We start from the raw sequence: 14,928 nt of genomic DNA on the forward strand, positions 1-14,928 counted from the left end.
CCTTTCCGGCTTGCTAGGGTCGGCGTATGGCCATCCTCCCCCGTTCCATGGACGACGTGATTTCCGAGCCGCTGCGTGCCCAGTTCGAGTTCTTCCTGGACGAGCACCGGGCTGCGCTCGACGACTGCCTGGACGGCTTGACCGAAGAGCAGGCCCGGCGCCGGCTGGTTCCGTCCCGCACCACGCTGCTGGGCCTGGTGAAGCACGCCACCTTCGTGGAGAAGGTCTGGTTCGACGAAGCCGTCACGGGCCGCGCGCGCAGTGAGATCGGCATCCCGGCCACCCCGGACGAATCGTTCATGCTTGACGACGCCGACACGGTGGCCTCCGTCCGGTCAGCCCACCGGGAGGCGTGCGCCGCCTCCCGGGCGGCCGCGGCCGGGCTGGGCCTGGACGATGTGCTCACCGGCAACCGGCGGGGCCCGCTTCCGCTGCGCTGGGTGTACCTGCATATGCTGCGGGAACTGGCCCAGCACTGCGGCCACGCGGACATCCTGCGCGAGCAGGTGCTGGCGGTCCCGTCACGGCGATGACACCGCGGCGGGACCGCCCCTGGACCTTTCGGCGCTCTGGTCAGGCTGCGCCGGCCGCGGCAGCCACTGGCCCGGCGGACGAGTCTTCCGCCGCGCCCGCGAGCCGCAGCCAGGTGTCCACCACCGTGTCCGGGTTCAGGGAGACGGAGTTGACGCCTTCCTTAACCAGCCATTCGGCGAAGTCCGGGTGGTCGCTGGGGCCCTGTCCGCAGATGCCCACGTACTTGCCGTGCGCCCGGCAGGCCTTGATGGCCATGCTGAGCAGCTTTTTCACTGCCGCGTCCCGCTCGTCGAAACTGTTGGCCACGATGGCCGAGTCACGGTCAAGGCCCAGGGTCAGCTGGGTCATGTCGTTCGAGCCAATGGAAAAGCCGTCGAAGTACTCCAGGAAGTCGTCGGCGAGCAGCGCGTTGGAAGGCAGTTCGCACATCATGATGACCTCAAGGCCGTTTTCGCCGCGGCGCAGGCCGTTCTCGGCGAGCAGGTCGATGACGCCGCGTGCCTCGTCCAGTGTCCGCACGAACGGGATCATCAGCTTGACGTTGGTCAGGCCCATCTCGTTGCGGACGAAGGACAGTGCCTCACATTCAAGGTCGAAGCAGTCCCGGAAGGATGGTTCCAGGTAGCGGGACGCGCCGCGGAACCCAATCATCGGGTTCTCCTCGTGCGGTTCGTACGCCGGGCCGCCAATGAGGTTGGCGTACTCGTTGGACTTGAAGTCGGACATGCGGACAATCACCGGTTCGGGCGCAAAGGCGGCGGCAATGGTGGCCACGCCCTCGGCCAGTCGCTTGATGTAGTAGTCGCGGGGGCTGTCGTACGCGGCAATCCGCCCGCGGATCTCGGCGGCCACCTCCTCCGGCTGGCTGTCCAGGTTCAGGAGCGCCTTGGGGTGGATGCCGATCTGCCGGTTGATGATGAACTCCAGCCGGGCCAGCCCCACGCCGTGGTTGGGCAATTGCGCAAAAGTGAACGCCTGTTCCGGCGTGCCGACGTTCATCATGACCTTCACCGGCGCCTCGGGCAGATCGGTGACCCCGGTCTCCTCGACGCTGAAGTCCAGCAGGCCCTCGTAGATGGTGCCGGTCTCGCCGTCGGCGCAGGAGACGGTCACCTCCTGGCCGTCGGCCAGCGCGTCAGTGGCGTTGCCGGTGCCCACGACGGCGGGAATCCCCAGCTCGCGGGCGATGATGGCCGCGTGGCAGGTGCGTCCGCCGCGGTTGGTGACGATCGCGGAGGCACGCTTCATGATCGGTTCCCAGTCAGGGTCGGTCATGTCCGCCACCAGGACATCGCCGGTCTGGAAAGAGGCCATCTGGTCGATCGCGGTGAGGATCCGGACCTTGCCGGCGCCGATCCGCTGGCCGATGGCGCGGCCCTCCACCAGCACCGGGCCGGTCGCGTTCAGGCGGAACCGGCTCATGCTGCCGGGGGCCCGGCGGGACTGCACGGTTTCCGGGCGGGCCTGCAGGATGTACAGTCCACCGTCGATGCCGTCCTTGCCCCACTCAATGTCCATCGGGCGGCCGTAATGCTTCTCAATGGCGACGGCGTGGCGCGCCAGCTGCTCGACGTCGTCGTCCGTGAGGCTGAAGCGCGAGCGCTGGGACTCCTCCACCGGCACGAAGTCGATGGTGCGGCCGATCTCGTTGTTGGTGGTGTAGGTCATCTGGAGGGCCTTCTCGCCCAGGCCCCGCTTGAGGATGGCCGGCCGGCCGGCTTCCAGGGCGGGCTTGTACACGTAGAACTCATCGGGGTTCACGGCGCCCTGGACCACTGCTTCCCCCAGCCCGTAGGAGGAGGTGACGAACACGGCGTCCTGGAAGCCGGACTCGGTGTCCATGGTGAACATGACGCCGGAAGCGCCGACGTCGGAACGCACCATGCGCTGGATGCCCGCCGAGAGTGCCACCTCGGCGTGCTCGAACTTGTGGTGCACGCGGTAGGCGATGGCGCGGTCGTTGTAGAGCGAGGCAAAGACGTCCTTGATGGCCTGCAGGATGTTCTCGATGCCGCGGACATTAAGGAAGGTCTCCTGCTGCCCGGCGAACGAGGCGTCGGGAAGGTCTTCTGCCGTGGCGCTGGAGCGCACCGCCCAAGAAAGATCCTGCGAGCTGGCGTGCTTGTCCACCAGTTGCTCGTACGCCTCGCGGACCTGCGCCTCGAAATCCGCCAGGAACGGCGTGTCGCGGACCAGGGACCGGATCTCCTGGCCGGCAGCCGCCAGCGCCGTCACGTCATCGGTGTCAAGGCCAACGAGCCGGTCGGCGATCTTCTGGTCCAGGCCGGAATCGGACAGGAACCGGCGATACGCGTCCGCCGTGGTGGCGAATCCGTCCGGGACCTGGACGCCGGCGGACGTCAGGTTCTGCACCATCTCGCCCAGGGAGGCGTTCTTGCCGCCCACCTTGTCCAAGTCCTCAAGCCCGAGTTCGGAGAACCAAAGAACGTCTGTGGTCATGTTTACTGCTCCTTTGCAGAGGTGGCTTAGGCATTGCTGGCCGCCACGGTAGTGCCGGCCGGAAGAAAAACCTTGTCAACAGTGGCAGGTCTGCCGCGCACTTTCCACATGATGTGCGCCACGCCACGTTTGTGAATTGTTGCTAATGCTTGAGATTCATCCGCTGCAGGATGGTGGCCGCCATCTCCTCCACGGACACGGTGGCGGAGTTCAGGTACGGGATCCGGTGGGATACGTACAACTGCTCGGCGCTGCGCAACTCAAAGCCGCACTGACGCAAGGATGCGTAGGGTGAGCTGGGCCGCCGTTCGGTGCGGATCTGGCTCAGGCGCAGCGGGTTGGACGACAGGCCGAAACACTTGGACACGAAGGGCTGCAGCGGCTTCGGCAGGCCGTCCCGCTGGAAGTCCTCGTCAACGAGCGGAAAGTTGGCGGCGAAGATCCCGTGCTGGAGTGCCAAATACATGGTGGTGGGCGTCTTGCCGCACCGGGACGGGGCCACCAGGATCACCTGCGCCTTCTCCAGGGCACGCAGGCTCTGGCCGTCGTCGTGCTCCATCGCGTACTCCACAGCCGCCATCCGGGACTGGTAGCGCGCGGCGTTGCCCAGGCCGTGCGCCCTGCCGGGTTCGCCACTGGCAGGCGCGCCGAGCGCCTGTTCCAGCACGCCCACGTGCGTGCCGATCAGGTCCACGATCACGCCTTTGCAGCCGGCCAGGATCTGCCGGATTTCGCTGCTGACGGCGGTGGAGAAGACCAGCGGCCGGGGCCCGGTGGCGGCAAGGCCGTCGATGGTGCGCACCACCGCCCGTGCCTGCTCGGCCGTGGTGATGAAGGGGATGGTGACACGGTCAAAGTCGGCCACCGGGAACTGGGTCAGCAGCGTATTGCCCAACGTTTCCGCGGTGATGCCCGTACTGTCCGAGAGGAAGTAGACAGGGCGTAGAGCAGCAGTGGTCATGGCACGACTTTAGCGGCCGCTGTGGTGCGGACCCGACGTCTGGACTGGCGCGGGCCCGGCCGACGCGTTGGTTGTACGCAGGCCGGTCCGCCGGTCAGGCCGCTTTCACAGGGGACGGCCCGGCGGCGGACGCTGCCTGGTTCTCGCGGGCCAGGAAGGCGGAGAGTTCACCGATGGTGCTCATCAGCGGGGCGGGGAACACCACCGTGGAGTTCTTGTCGACGGCGATTTCCACCAGGGACTGCAGGTTGCGGAGCTGCAACGCGAGTGGGTGCGCCATCATGGTGTCGGACGCATCGCCGAGCGCTGAAGCGGCGATGGCCTCGCCTTCGGCGGCAATGATCTTCGCTCGCTTCTCGCGTTCGGCTTCTGCCTGGCGGGCCATGGCACGCTTCATGCTTTCGGGAAGCTGGATGTCCTTGAGCTCCACCAGGGTGACTTCCACGCCCCATTCGACGGTGAGCACGTCGAGGATTTCGCGGATGTCGCCGTTGATCCGTTCGGTCTCGGACAAGGTCTGGTCCAAGGTATGGCGGCCAACCACCTTCCGCAACGTGGTCTGGGCGATCTGGTCGATGGCCGCGGCCACGTTCTCGATGGCGATGACGGATTTCACGGCGTCCACCACCCGGTAGTAGGCCACCGCTGACACGTCCACGCTGACGTTGTCCTGGGTAATGATGCCCTGCGACTGGATGGGCATGGTCACGATCCTGAGGCTTACCAGCGGCAGCCGGTCGATAACAGGAATGATCAACCGCAGGCCGGGGTCTCTTACGCCGACCACCCTGCCAAGCCGGAACAGTACGCCCTTCTCGTATTGGCGGACGATCCGGATGGACATCCGCGCAGCAACGAGAAGCAGGATAACGAGGACAATGACAGTCACGGTGGTGGGGTCCATCGGGATCCCCTCCTGGTCTTTGCGCGGGCCGTGCCGGCACCTGGCTGGCGCCGTGACAGGGGCCCTGCACTTATTGTCCCACCAAAGGCGTCCGGGAGCTTGGAACCGGAGCATACTGGACGTGTGAATGCGACAGGCGCCGCCTTGTGGTTGCCTTCGGGCGTGGTGGGCGGAGTTGTGTGGCTCGTGGCCGGTCGTCCGCGGCCGCCCGGGCTTCGGCGTCGAACCTAAACCGCAGAAACGATGCTTCCGTACCCCTGCAAGAACATCCTGCGGCCCTGGCCTTCATCGGTCCACACCCAGATGATCGAATAATCGGAGGTCACGGCGTCCACGACCCCGGTGCCGGCCAAGGTTCCTTCGGCAAAACTGACCCGGTCCCCCACCGCAAGCCGGGGGTGCCTGGTCCGCTTCCGCCGGGGCTTGAGGGTGGCGGTGTCCCCTGCCACGGCAGGGTCTGGCAGGCATGTACTGACGTGCTGGCGCATCGGTTTCCTCCGGGCTCATGGGCGGACAGTCAGCTCATTACAACCCTGCCCGCTGCTCCCAGGTCACGCACGCCGGCGTGGTGCAGCAAGACTAACGCGCCATGGCACAGCATGCATGGTCCGGAGGCTTTGGACGGAGTGTGACTGGTCAGCCGGCGACGGGCCTACCGGCAAACCGGCCCCGGCCAGCGCAACCTCAGTCCAGCGCCGCCACGGATCCCAGCGCGTCCCAGGCGAAGCTCGCCAGCCAGTGCGTGGACATGAAGTCGCCGCTCTCCAGCCCGGCGAGCCCGGCCTTCAACAGCGGATCGAGTGCCTCGCTGAGGACGGCCGCCGCGGCGGATGCCTCGGGCTTGGAGGATTCGCGCAGGGCGGCGATGATGCGCGCCACCTGGCCGGCCCGGGTCAGGTTCAGTCCGTGCAGGTGCACCAGGTAGCCGTCGGTCTCATCCGTCACGCTCACCGGCTGCAAGATCCGCGACGCCGTGGAGAGCTCAGGCAGGAACCCCGCGAACCAGCCTGCGAACTCGTCCGCGGAAAGCACCCGGCGCATCAGGTCCGCCTCGCTGAGGCCGGCGGAGAGGAAGTCCTGGCCGCTGAGCTCCCAGTCCCCCGGCCAGCCACGGTCGTTCCCAAACCACTCACGGGCCGCTTCCTCGCACGCCCTGGCAGCATCGGCGCGGCCCAGTGACCGGAAGGCATCCAGCATGTAGCCCACACCGAACGCGGCGTTGGTGTGCAGCCCGTGCCGGACGGGGTATTGCGCCTTGGCCATCCACGCCACGCTGAGTTCCGCCACTGCATCCACCAGCGGCTCCAGGGCGGAGCCCCATTCGCGGATCTGCGCATCGGAGGACGCGGAACAGGTGGCCGCAAGCCGCATGAGCCACGCCCAGCCATACGGACGTTCCCAGGACGGGTTGGCCAGCAGGTAGTCCCGTTCCACCGCCAGCTTGGCCGGGGTCAGGTTGGCGCCCAGGGCTTCCCGCAGCGACGCGGCAGTCGGGCCGTCCACCCAAGCCGCCGTCCCGCCGTCGGACGCCCCCTGCGGAGCAGCCCCGGACGAAGGCGATCCTGAGGCGGCCCCCAGCAGGCTGGCCCCCAGCCAGTGCATGTGGACGCAGGAGTGCCAGTCGAAGGAGGTGTAGAACGCGGGGTGGATCTGCTCCGGCGTGGGACGGTCGTCGGCGGACACCTGGGTGTGGTGTGCCGAGTGCGGGTAGGGCTCCGAAAGGTTGCCCAGCACCACGGCGGCGTAGTCCGGGGCCGCCTGTACGCGAAGATCGTTGTCCATCATGCTCCTTTGAAAGCCGGGATGAGCGGAAGGTTTAGTGGAAGGCCAGGAAGTACATCAGCACGATGTTGACTGCCAGCAGCGGGATGGCCGTGCCCACCTGGGCCGTGATGACGCCGTACTTGTTCTTCATCTCCAGCAGCGCGGACGGCACCAGGTTGAAGTTGGCTGCCATGGGCGTGCAGAGGGTGCCGCAGAAGCCGGCGAGCATGCCGATCGCGAAGATGATGGCGGGGTCACCGTGGAAGGTCTGCACCAGTACGGGCCAGCCGATGGCGGCGGTCATGATCGGGAAGGCCGCGAAGCCGTTGCCCATCAGCACGGTGAAGAGGAACATGCCGATGCAGTACACCAGCACGCCCGCGATCAGCGAGCCCTTGGGCAGCAGGCCGGATGCCAGGGTACCCACCGCGGTACCGACGCCGGCCTTGGTGAAGAGGATGCCCAGCGTGGTGAGCATCTGTGGCAGCAATGCGGCCCAGCCGATGGATTCGAGGATCCGGCGGCTTTCGAAGAGGGGCGTGGCCGGGTTCTTGGGCTTGAGGATGACAAGGGCGACGACGACGGCGGCTACGGCGCCGATGGCCAGCGCCACGAGCGTGGTGTTCTTGGGATCCAGCAGCGGGGTGCCGCCGATCACCAGCACAGGAGCAGCGAGCACCAGGATCACAGTGACCAGGGGCAGGGTCAGGGCGGGGATAAAGAGCTTGTTGCCGAAGCGTTTGGCGTAGGCCTCGCGCTCGGGCCCGGTGGAGGTGCGGTGCTTGCCGTGGCCCAGCAGGCCGGTGGATGCCAGTACCACCAGGACCAGGACGGCGACGCCCAGGATCCAGGCGGGTGCGGTTCCTGCCTGGACCCAGGTGCTGTAGAAGAAGCACAGGCCCAGCAGGCCCCAGAAGGCCGAGCTGCCCCAGCGGCGGGGGTGGTTGGTGTCGGCGGCGATCAGCGACGCCCATGCGACGAACAGAATGCCGACCAGCCAGTAAACGGCTTCAACGTTGATCATTTGGCTTCTCCTGCGGTTTCCTTCTGGGCGGTGAGCTCAAACTCGCGGTATTCCCTGTCCAGTTGCTTGTCCAGGCGCAGCAGCCTGAAGCCGTGGATGAGGAAAGCGGCGATGGCGGTGGGGATGGCCCAGAGCGCCAGCTGGAGCGGTTCCAGGTGCAGGTGGTAGGTGGTGTCCACGAACGTGGTGATCAGCAGGATGGAGCCGACCGCCACGAACACGTCCTCGCCGAAGAACACACCAACGTTGTCGGCGCCGGCGGCGTGGCCCTTGATCTTCTCGCTGATCTTTTCCGGCACGTGGCCGTAGCGGCGCAGCGCTGCGCCCTCCGCCATGGGGAACACCAGCGGGCGGACGGTCTGTGCGTGGCCGCCGATGCTGGTCAGGCCCACGGCGGCGGTGATCTGGCGGACGGCCAGGTAGCCGATCAGGACGCGCCCCGCGGTCAGTTTGGCGAGCCGGCCGATGAGGGTTTTGGCCTGCTCCTGCAGCCCGAAGAATTCGATAATGCCCACCACCGGCAGGACCGCCACGAAGATGGTGACGGAGCGGCTGCTGGCGAAGCCGGTGCCGAACGACTCGAGGATCTGCGCGGGGTTCATGCCGCCCAGGAGCGCGGTGACGATGCCCGCGACGGTGACGACAATCAGGGGGTTCAGGCGGATGGCGAAGCCAACGATCACCAGCAGCACCCCGATGAGTACAAGCATGATTATCCCTTCCCAGGGGACCCGTGACGGGTCTGCGAAAGTGGGGGCCGGCGCGTCCGTGCCCAGGTTTAGTCGGTGGGGCGGCGCCGAGGGGCGGGAGCCCCGGTCACGTTAGGGCTGCAGGATTGTGTGTGCTGCAGGACAACGGTGTGATCCACAGCATAGCGTTTTGTTCAACAATCCCGCAACCCCTCCTGCGGAAAGGATCAGGTCAGCGGCCGACGGCGGCGAGCAGTTGCGCTTCGGCGCGCTCCAGGTAGCCGGCCAGGAAGTCCGCTGCCGCGGCCAGTTCCCCGGCCTCCAGGAGCTCGACGATCTTCGCGTTGTCCTCCACGTAGGGTTCGTGGAAGGCGGGATTGGCGGCCATGGAATGGAATACCAGCCGCATCTCGGCCAGCACCTGGTCCATGAGGCTGTTCAGGCGTTCGCTGCCGGCGCGGTCCACGATGGCGCGGTGGAAGTCCTGGTTGGCCCCGGCCATGCCCGGGATGTCGCCGTCGGCTGCGGCAGCCCTCGCTGCCTTGACGATTGCCGCCAGGGGCTCCGTGGAGACCGTGCCGGACCACAGGACCGCTGACGGCTCCAGGAAGCGGCGGACCCGGTAGATCTCGCGGATGTCCTCGGCCGTGGGGTGCGCGACGAACACGCCGCGGTTGGGAATGCGGGTGACGATATGTTCCGAGTGCAGGGCTGCAAACGCCTCCCGGAGGGTGTTCCGGGACACGCCGAGGGCCTCGCGGAGGGCTTCCTCGGCGAGCTTGGAGCCGGGCTTGAGCTGGCCGGCCTCAATGCGGCTGCGAAGCTGTGCGGCCACCCACAGCCCGGTTTCGGCGTGCTTGGTGGTCCTGGCCTGGGCTTGAAGATCGGCCAGCACCTCGTCAAACGTCATGGCACCACGATATCGGCAGGGCACGGGTACCCTGTCCGCGCCTGACGTATTCCGCCATCATGGTGACCATGACATGGCTGTATGGCCTGCGCTTCGACCCGATCAGTCCGCTGCTTTCGAGCGGGCACCCGGCTGTGCGTTACTGGGCTGCCAAAGAACTCCCCCCGCCACCGTCAGGCCCTGCCGCCGGCCCGGCGGGAACGCCTGAAGCGGCACTCTGGGACCTTCCGATCCCGCGCCGGATCCTGCGGCGCCAGGCGGCGGACGGGTCGTGGACCTACCCGGGGAGGCGGCCCCGGGCGCGGACGGATTACGACCTGCTGGAAACCTACCGGCAACTCGGGTTCCTGGTGGAGATGTTCGGGCTCACGCACCGGCATCCCGCCCTCGCGGCAGCGGCCGACTATGTCCTCTCACGCCAGTCCGCCGAAGGTGATCTTCGGGGGATTTACGGCAACCAAGTGTCTCCCAACTACACGGCGGCCCTCATCGGGCTCCTCAGCAAGGCGGGCTACAGCGGAGACCCCCGGTTGGAACGTGCCTTCAGTTGGCTTGAGGCGTCGCGGCAGGACGACGGCGGCTGGGCCCTTCCGTTCCGCACCCGGGGAAGAAACCTCGACGCGCTCGACGACCAGCGGACCATCACCGGCGACCCGGCCCGGCCCTTCTCACACCTGATCACCGGGGTAGTCCTCAGGGCGTACGCGGCCCATCCTGGGCACCGCGCCGGTGCCTCCGCACAACACGCTGCGGCGCTGCTTGCGGGCCGCTTCTTCGAGCCGGATGCCTACCCGGACAAGGGCCGCGTCTCCGACTGGACCGAGTTCAGCTTTCCCTTTTGGATGACGGACCTCGTGTCCGCCCTCGACGCAATCAGTGTCATCAGTCCCAACCTCCAATCGGAAAAGACCGACAGGGCGCGCGACTGGCTGTCCGCTCACCAGGAACCCTCGGGGCTCTTCACCGGCCATCTGCTCCGGGACCGGTTCCACGACCTCCAGCTCTGGTTCAGCCTCGCGGTCTGCCGGGTGTTCGCGCGCATGCCGTCGCCAGGTGCCCCGCCGGCCGCCTAAACGATGGTGGCGAGCGCCTGGCCGGGCCCGACGGCGTCTCCGGGCGCCGCGTACAGCTCCCCGACCGTGCCGGCACGGTGGGCGGTCACGGCCGTTTCCATCTTCATGGCTTCGAGCACCAGCACCGCCTCGCCTTCCTCGACGAGTGTTCCGGGCTCAGCGAGCCACTTGACCACGGTGCCGGCCATGGTGGCCAGCAGGTCGCCGTCGTTCTTCCCGGCCGGAGCAGCCGCGCTCCCCTCCGCCGCGTCGGGACGGCCGCGGCCACCGCCGTTGAGCAGCGAATCCAGCAGCACGGCCGGAAGTCCGAGCTCCATCCGCTTGCCGTCCACTTCGATGCCAATGGTCCGGCGCGGTTCCTCGGGTGCGGCGGGGCTGAACGCGGGGTCCGCTTCCAGCTCGGCAGCGAATTCCCTCTCGATCCAGGTGGTGTAAACGCCCAGGGAATCGGTGCCGGTGAAGTCTGGAGCCTCCACCACGGCGCGGTGGAACGGCAGGACGGTGGCCAGCCCGCCAACACGGAACTCGCGCAGGGCGCGGCGGGCGCGGCGGAGGGCCTGTTGCCGGTCCGCGCCGGTCACCACCAGTTTGGCGAGCAGCGAATCGAATTGTCCCGGCACTGTTGACCCGGCCCGCACACCGGTATCCAGCCGGATTCCCGGCCCGGTGGGCACCTCGAAGGAATCCACGGTGCCCGGGGACGGCAGGAATCCGCGGCCCGGGTCCTCGGCGTTGATCCGGAACTCAAACGCGTGGCCGCGCGGCTCGGGGTCGTCAAGAATGGGCAGCACCTCCCCCGCCGCGATGGACAGTTGGGCGGCCACCAGGTCCACGCCGGAGGTTTCCTCCGTGATGGGGTGCTCCACCTGGAGCCGGGTGTTGACTTCCAGGAAGCTCAGGAAACCGGAGCCGTCCAGCAGGTACTCCACGGTGCCGGCGCCCACATATCCGGCTTCCCGGCAGATGGCCTTGGCCGAGGCATGGATGGCGGCCCGCTGGTCCGGCGTAAGGAATGGCGCCGGGGCCTCCTCCACGAGCTTCTGGTGCCGGCGCTGCAGCGAGCAGTCGCGGGTGCCGACCACCACCACGTTGCCGTGTGTGTCCGCGATGACCTGGGCCTCCACGTGCCGGGGGCGGTCCAGGAATTTCTCCACGTAGCATTCGCTGCGGCCGAAGGCTGCAAGGGATTCGCGTACCGCAGAGTCGAAGCTTTCCTCGATGTCGGCAAGGTTCCGGACTACTTTCAGGCCGCGTCCGCCGCCGCCGAAGGCCGCCTTGATGGCTACCGGAAGGCCAACCTGTTCCGCGAACGCACGGACTTCTGCGGCGTTGGCCACCGGGCCGTCGCTTCCCGGTGCCAGCGGGGCACCGGCGCGGACGGCAACCTCGCGGGCGCTGACCTTGTCGCCGAGCAGCCGGATGGTGTCCGGCGAGGGCCCGATCCAGGTCAGGCCGGCGTCGATCACGGCTTGGGCGAACCCGGCGTTCTCGGACAGGAAGCCGTATCCGGGGTGGACGGCGTCGGCACCGCTTGTGGCGGCGATCGCCAGGATCTTTTCAATGTCCAGGTAGGTTTCCTGCGGCCGGGAACCGGCCAGCGAGTACGCCTCGGTGGCGGCGGAAACGTGCAGCGCATCGGCATCCGGATCGGCGTAGACGGCAACGCTCTCCAGGCCCGCATCGTCGCAGGCCCGGGCGATCCGGACGGCAATCTCGCCGCGGTTGGCAATGAGGACTTTACGCATGGAAGCTTTCCTTCGGTGTGTCGGGCTGGTCTGCCGGGGATGCTGCGGTGAACCGCACGGTGGCACCCGGCGGAAGTTGGGCGGCTTTGTCCAGGTCAGCGTGGACGACGACGGCAATCACCGGATACCCGCCGGTCACCGGATGATCGGAGAGGAAAAGGACCGGCTGGCCTTCCGGGGGCACCTGCACGGCGCCGCGGACAGTGCCTTCACTCGCCAGTTCACCCTCCTTGCTCCGTGTCAGTCCTTGTCCGTCCAGGCGCAGGCCGATCCGGTTGGACTTGGGTGTCACGGTCCACTCCTGGGACAGGAAGCTTTTCAGGGTTTCAGCGTTGAACCAGTCCTGCCGCGGTCCAGGAACCACGCGGAGCACTGTGGCGTGGCCTTGGTCCGGGAGGGGTGAGATTTCGGGGTTGCCCACAATGCTGCCCGGTTTGGCGGCATGCACGGGCAGGATGGTTCCTGCGGTGAGCGGTTCGGGACCGATCCCCGACATGGTGTCGGTGGATCGGCTGCCCAGTGCGGCCGGGCCCGCGACCCCGCCACGGACGGCCAGGTAGCAGCGCAGCCCTGCCGTGGGCGCACCCACTGTGAGCCGCTCCCCTGCCAGCAGCGCGAACGGGGCGTCGCACGCCGGATGCCGCACCGCCGCCGTCGTTTGGGCATCGTTCGACGACGTCACCTCCAATGGCGCGCTGGCGCCGGTGACGGCGAGGACCTGGTCGGTCAGGGCTTCGAGTTCCAGGCCGCCGAAGAGGGTTTCGATTCCCGCGGCGTCCTCCGGGTTGCCCACCAAGCGGTTGGCGCGGCGCAGGGCACCCCGGTCCATGGCACCGGAGCTGCTGACACCCAGGGCTGCGTAGCCCGGCCGGCCGAGGTCCTGGATGGTGGCCTGGAGGCCAGGCTTTCGCACGGCCAGGCCCGCCGAGGCATGTTCCTCGTGAGCCTCCGCGCTGGCAGCAGTTTCGGTGTGCCGCCGAACGGTGGCTTGAGCCCGGACGGCGGCGAAACGGACGGTATCGCCCGGGCGGATGAGCGCCGGGTTTTCCCGTTCAAGGTCCCAGAGTGCGGCGTCGGTCCGTCCGATCAGCTGCCATCCGCCCGGTGACTGCCGGGGATAGATCGCCGAGTATTGTCCACCCAGGGCCACTGCCCCGGCGGGTACCGCCGTTCGCGGGGAGCGCCGGCGCGGCACGTCAAGGGTGGAATTCTCGCCGGTGAGGTAGGCGAAGCCCGGAGCGAATCCGGCGAAGGCTGCCGTCCACAGCTGGCCTGTGTGGGCTGCCACGACGCCTTCGCGGCCGAGGCCGGTGAGCGCCGCGGCCTCGTCCAGGTCGTCGCCGTCGTACACCACCTCAATGGTGACCAGTGTGCTGTCGGCCTCCGCGGGCGCGTCAAGGTCCAGGCCGCGAACGTGCTCGGCCAGCTCCTGCAGGGCATGCGGCGAATCGGCGGTGATCAGCACGGTCCCGGCGGCGGCAATGACGTCGATCTGGCCCGGCCGGGGGTGCGCCATAAGTTGTGCCTGGAGGCTGAGCACCGCGTCCAGGGAGGAGAGCTCGACCAGGATTGCCCGGTCTCCTGCCGGCCTGATCGCGGTAAGGACCGGCGCCGTGGCCGGGCGCTGTTGTGTGGCAGCCATGGCTAGGCGAAGCTTTGGATGGTGATGCCGGCGTCCGCCAGGGCGGCGCGGACCGCGGCGGCCATGGCCACGGCGCCGGCCGTGTCGCCGTGCAGGCAGATGCTTTCCGCTGTGACCGGGACCAGTGAACCGTCCACGGCGCGGACCACGCCATCGGTGGCCAGGCGCAGGACGTGCTCGACGACGTCCTTCACCTCGTGCAGCACGGCTCCGGGTTCGCGCCGGGAGACCAGGGTGCCGTCAGGGTTGTAGGCACGGTCGGCGAAGGCTTCCGTGACCGTGCGCAACCCGGCGGCGTCGGCCTGGCGCTGGATCTCGGAGTTCGGCAGGACCATGAGGGGGAGGGTGGGGTCCACGGCAAGGATGGCGGCCACCACGGCGCCGGCCTGCCGGGGGTGGTTGACGATGGTGTTGTACAGCGCACCATGGGGTTTGACGTAGCGGACTGCGGTTCCGGCGGCGAGGGCTACGGCCTGGACGGCGCCGATCTGGTAAACCACGTCAGCGGTCAGTTCCGCCGGGGTCATGTCCACGAACCGGCGGCCGAAGCCGGCCAGGTCGCGGTAGCCGGGGTGGGCGCCCACCGTGACGCCGGCCTTGGCGGCGGCCTGGCAGGTGGCCATGATGCCCACGGGATCGCCTGCGTGGAAGCCGCAGGCCACGTTGGCGCTGGAAACACTTTCGAAAATGGCGGCGTCATCGCCGAAGGACCAGTTTCCAAACGATTCGCCGACGTCGCTGTTCAAGTCGATGCTGGGCATGTGATCTCCGTCTCGGATTGGTGGTACTCCAAGAATGCCCTATAAATCCGGATTGTTCAACAATCCGATCGACTTTTACTAACGCCCGCTCACATCCTGCAGCTTCTCCCCCGACCCCCGCTCACATCCTGCAGCTTCTCCCCCAACGCCCGCTCACTTCCTGCAACTCCAACCCCGACGCCCGCTCACTTCCTGCAGCTTCTCCCCCAACGCCCGCTCAGATGTGTGCGGGGGTTGCGGGGTTACGTGTCGGGTGTGAGCGGGCGTGGTCGTGTGGTGGGTGGTGGTGGTGTTAAATGTGGGAGGCCCCAACCGTTTGGTTGGGGCCTCGACCAATGTGTGTGTCCGGCGGTGTCCTACTCTCCCACACCCTCCCGGGTGCAGTACCATCGGCGCTGTGGGTCTTAGCTTCCGGGTTCGGAATGGGACCGGGCGTTTCCCCCACGCTATGACCGCCGTAA

General features: G+C 67.6%; 13 protein-coding genes and 1 rRNA gene. 2 read left to right on the forward strand and 12 right to left on the reverse strand.

The features are described from left to right. Positions 1–26 precede the first annotated feature (26 nt). Positions 27–533 carry a DinB family protein gene (locus tag DC347_RS15800; RefSeq protein WP_109863600.1) on the forward strand — a complete coding sequence of 169 codons (507 nt, stop codon included), beginning with the start codon at positions 27–29 and terminating at the stop codon, positions 531–533. Positions 534–573: 40 nt separating this feature from the next. On the opposite strand, the gene ppsA is transcribed toward DC347_RS15800, so the two are convergent. From ppsA to DC347_RS15840, 8 genes are all read right to left on the reverse strand, one after another. After that, positions 574–2,994 carry a phosphoenolpyruvate synthase gene (ppsA, locus tag DC347_RS15805; protein ID WP_109863601.1) on the reverse strand — a complete coding sequence of 807 codons (2,421 nt, stop codon included), beginning with the start codon at positions 2,992–2,994 and terminating at the stop codon, positions 574–576. Positions 2,995–3,136: 142 nt separating this feature from the next. Next, a complete protein-coding gene (locus DC347_RS15810; protein ID WP_026264675.1) occupies positions 3,137–3,955 on the reverse strand; it encodes a pyruvate, water dikinase regulatory protein in 819 nt (272 codons plus the stop codon). Positions 3,956–4,049: 94 nt separating this feature from the next. Then, positions 4,050–4,859: a slipin family protein gene (locus DC347_RS15815; protein ID WP_018762088.1), complete on the reverse strand. Its 810-nt coding sequence runs from the start codon at positions 4,857–4,859 to the stop codon at positions 4,050–4,052. A gap of 227 nt (positions 4,860–5,086) precedes the next feature. Then, positions 5,087–5,347 carry a hypothetical protein gene (locus DC347_RS15820; protein WP_018762089.1) on the reverse strand — a complete coding sequence of 87 codons (261 nt, stop codon included), beginning with the start codon at positions 5,345–5,347 and terminating at the stop codon, positions 5,087–5,089. 196 nt (positions 5,348–5,543) lie between these two features. Further along, entirely contained in the window at positions 5,544–6,641 is a 1,098-nt protein-coding gene (locus tag DC347_RS15825; protein WP_109863602.1) for a DUF2891 family protein, read from the reverse strand. A 34-nt stretch (positions 6,642–6,675) separates the two neighbouring features. Then, positions 6,676–7,647 (reverse strand): DUF979 domain-containing protein, encoded by a 972-nt coding sequence (locus DC347_RS15830; protein WP_018762091.1) that lies wholly within the window; start codon positions 7,645–7,647, stop codon positions 6,676–6,678. Further along, a complete protein-coding gene (locus tag DC347_RS15835; RefSeq protein ID WP_109863603.1) occupies positions 7,644–8,357 on the reverse strand; it encodes a DUF969 domain-containing protein in 714 nt (237 codons plus the stop codon). Before DC347_RS15835 ends, DC347_RS15830 begins: the two co-directional genes overlap by 4 nt. A gap of 211 nt (positions 8,358–8,568) precedes the next feature. Then, positions 8,569–9,246: a GntR family transcriptional regulator gene (locus DC347_RS15840; RefSeq protein WP_018762093.1), complete on the reverse strand. Its 678-nt coding sequence runs from the start codon at positions 9,244–9,246 to the stop codon at positions 8,569–8,571. 59 nt (positions 9,247–9,305) lie between these two features. Between DC347_RS15840 and DC347_RS15845 the strand changes: the two genes are divergently transcribed. Then, positions 9,306–10,319: a prenyltransferase/squalene oxidase repeat-containing protein gene (locus DC347_RS15845; protein WP_240617819.1), complete on the forward strand. Its 1,014-nt coding sequence runs from the start codon at positions 9,306–9,308 to the stop codon at positions 10,317–10,319. Here the strand turns inward: DC347_RS15845 and DC347_RS15850 are convergent. The 4 genes from DC347_RS15850 to rrf form a co-directional block, all read right to left on the reverse strand. Next, complete coding sequence (locus DC347_RS15850) at positions 10,316–12,064, reverse strand: biotin carboxylase N-terminal domain-containing protein (RefSeq protein ID WP_109863604.1); 1,749 nt, start codon at positions 12,062–12,064, stop codon at positions 10,316–10,318. The two genes, DC347_RS15845 and DC347_RS15850, sit on opposite strands and share 4 nt — an antisense overlap. Continuing rightward, entirely contained in the window at positions 12,057–13,706 is a 1,650-nt protein-coding gene (locus DC347_RS15855; protein ID WP_109863605.1) for a 5-oxoprolinase/urea amidolyase family protein, read from the reverse strand. Before DC347_RS15855 ends, DC347_RS15850 begins: the two co-directional genes overlap by 8 nt. A 2-nt stretch (positions 13,707–13,708) precedes the next feature. Next, positions 13,709–14,467, reverse strand: coding sequence for a LamB/YcsF family protein (locus tag DC347_RS15860; RefSeq protein ID WP_018762097.1), 759 nt, complete (start codon positions 14,465–14,467; stop codon positions 13,709–13,711). 343 nt (positions 14,468–14,810) lie between these two features. Continuing rightward, positions 14,811–14,927 (reverse strand): 5S ribosomal RNA (rrf, locus tag DC347_RS15865). Between the last annotated feature and the right edge of the window lies 1 nt (position 14,928).

This window comes from Pseudarthrobacter sp. AG30, from assembly GCF_003116525.1.
Lineage (GTDB): Bacteria > Actinomycetota > Actinomycetes > Actinomycetales > Micrococcaceae > Arthrobacter.

Coding starts and splice junctions, on each gene's coding strand:
- DC347_RS15800 (WP_109863600.1), top strand. CDS start 27: ATGGCCATCCTCCCCCGTTCCATGGACGACGTGATTTCCGAGCCGCTG.
- ppsA (WP_109863601.1), bottom strand. CDS start 2,994: ATGACCACAGACGTTCTTTGGTTCTCCGAACTCGGGCTTGAGGACTTG.
- DC347_RS15810 (WP_026264675.1), bottom strand. CDS start 3,955: ATGACCACTGCTGCTCTACGCCCTGTCTACTTCCTCTCGGACAGTACG.
- DC347_RS15815 (WP_018762088.1), bottom strand. CDS start 4,859: ATGGACCCCACCACCGTGACTGTCATTGTCCTCGTTATCCTGCTTCTC.
- DC347_RS15820 (WP_018762089.1), bottom strand. CDS start 5,347: ATGCGCCAGCACGTCAGTACATGCCTGCCAGACCCTGCCGTGGCAGGG.
- DC347_RS15825 (WP_109863602.1), bottom strand. CDS start 6,641: ATGGACAACGATCTTCGCGTACAGGCGGCCCCGGACTACGCCGCCGTG.
- DC347_RS15830 (WP_018762091.1), bottom strand. CDS start 7,647: ATGATCAACGTTGAAGCCGTTTACTGGCTGGTCGGCATTCTGTTCGTC.
- DC347_RS15835 (WP_109863603.1), bottom strand. CDS start 8,357: ATGCTTGTACTCATCGGGGTGCTGCTGGTGATCGTTGGCTTCGCCATC.
- DC347_RS15840 (WP_018762093.1), bottom strand. CDS start 9,246: ATGACGTTTGACGAGGTGCTGGCCGATCTTCAAGCCCAGGCCAGGACC.
- DC347_RS15845 (WP_240617819.1), top strand. CDS start 9,306: ATGGTGACCATGACATGGCTGTATGGCCTGCGCTTCGACCCGATCAGT.
- DC347_RS15850 (WP_109863604.1), bottom strand. CDS start 12,064: ATGCGTAAAGTCCTCATTGCCAACCGCGGCGAGATTGCCGTCCGGATC.
- DC347_RS15855 (WP_109863605.1), bottom strand. CDS start 13,706: ATGGCTGCCACACAACAGCGCCCGGCCACGGCGCCGGTCCTTACCGCG.
- DC347_RS15860 (WP_018762097.1), bottom strand. CDS start 14,467: ATGCCCAGCATCGACTTGAACAGCGACGTCGGCGAATCGTTTGGAAAC.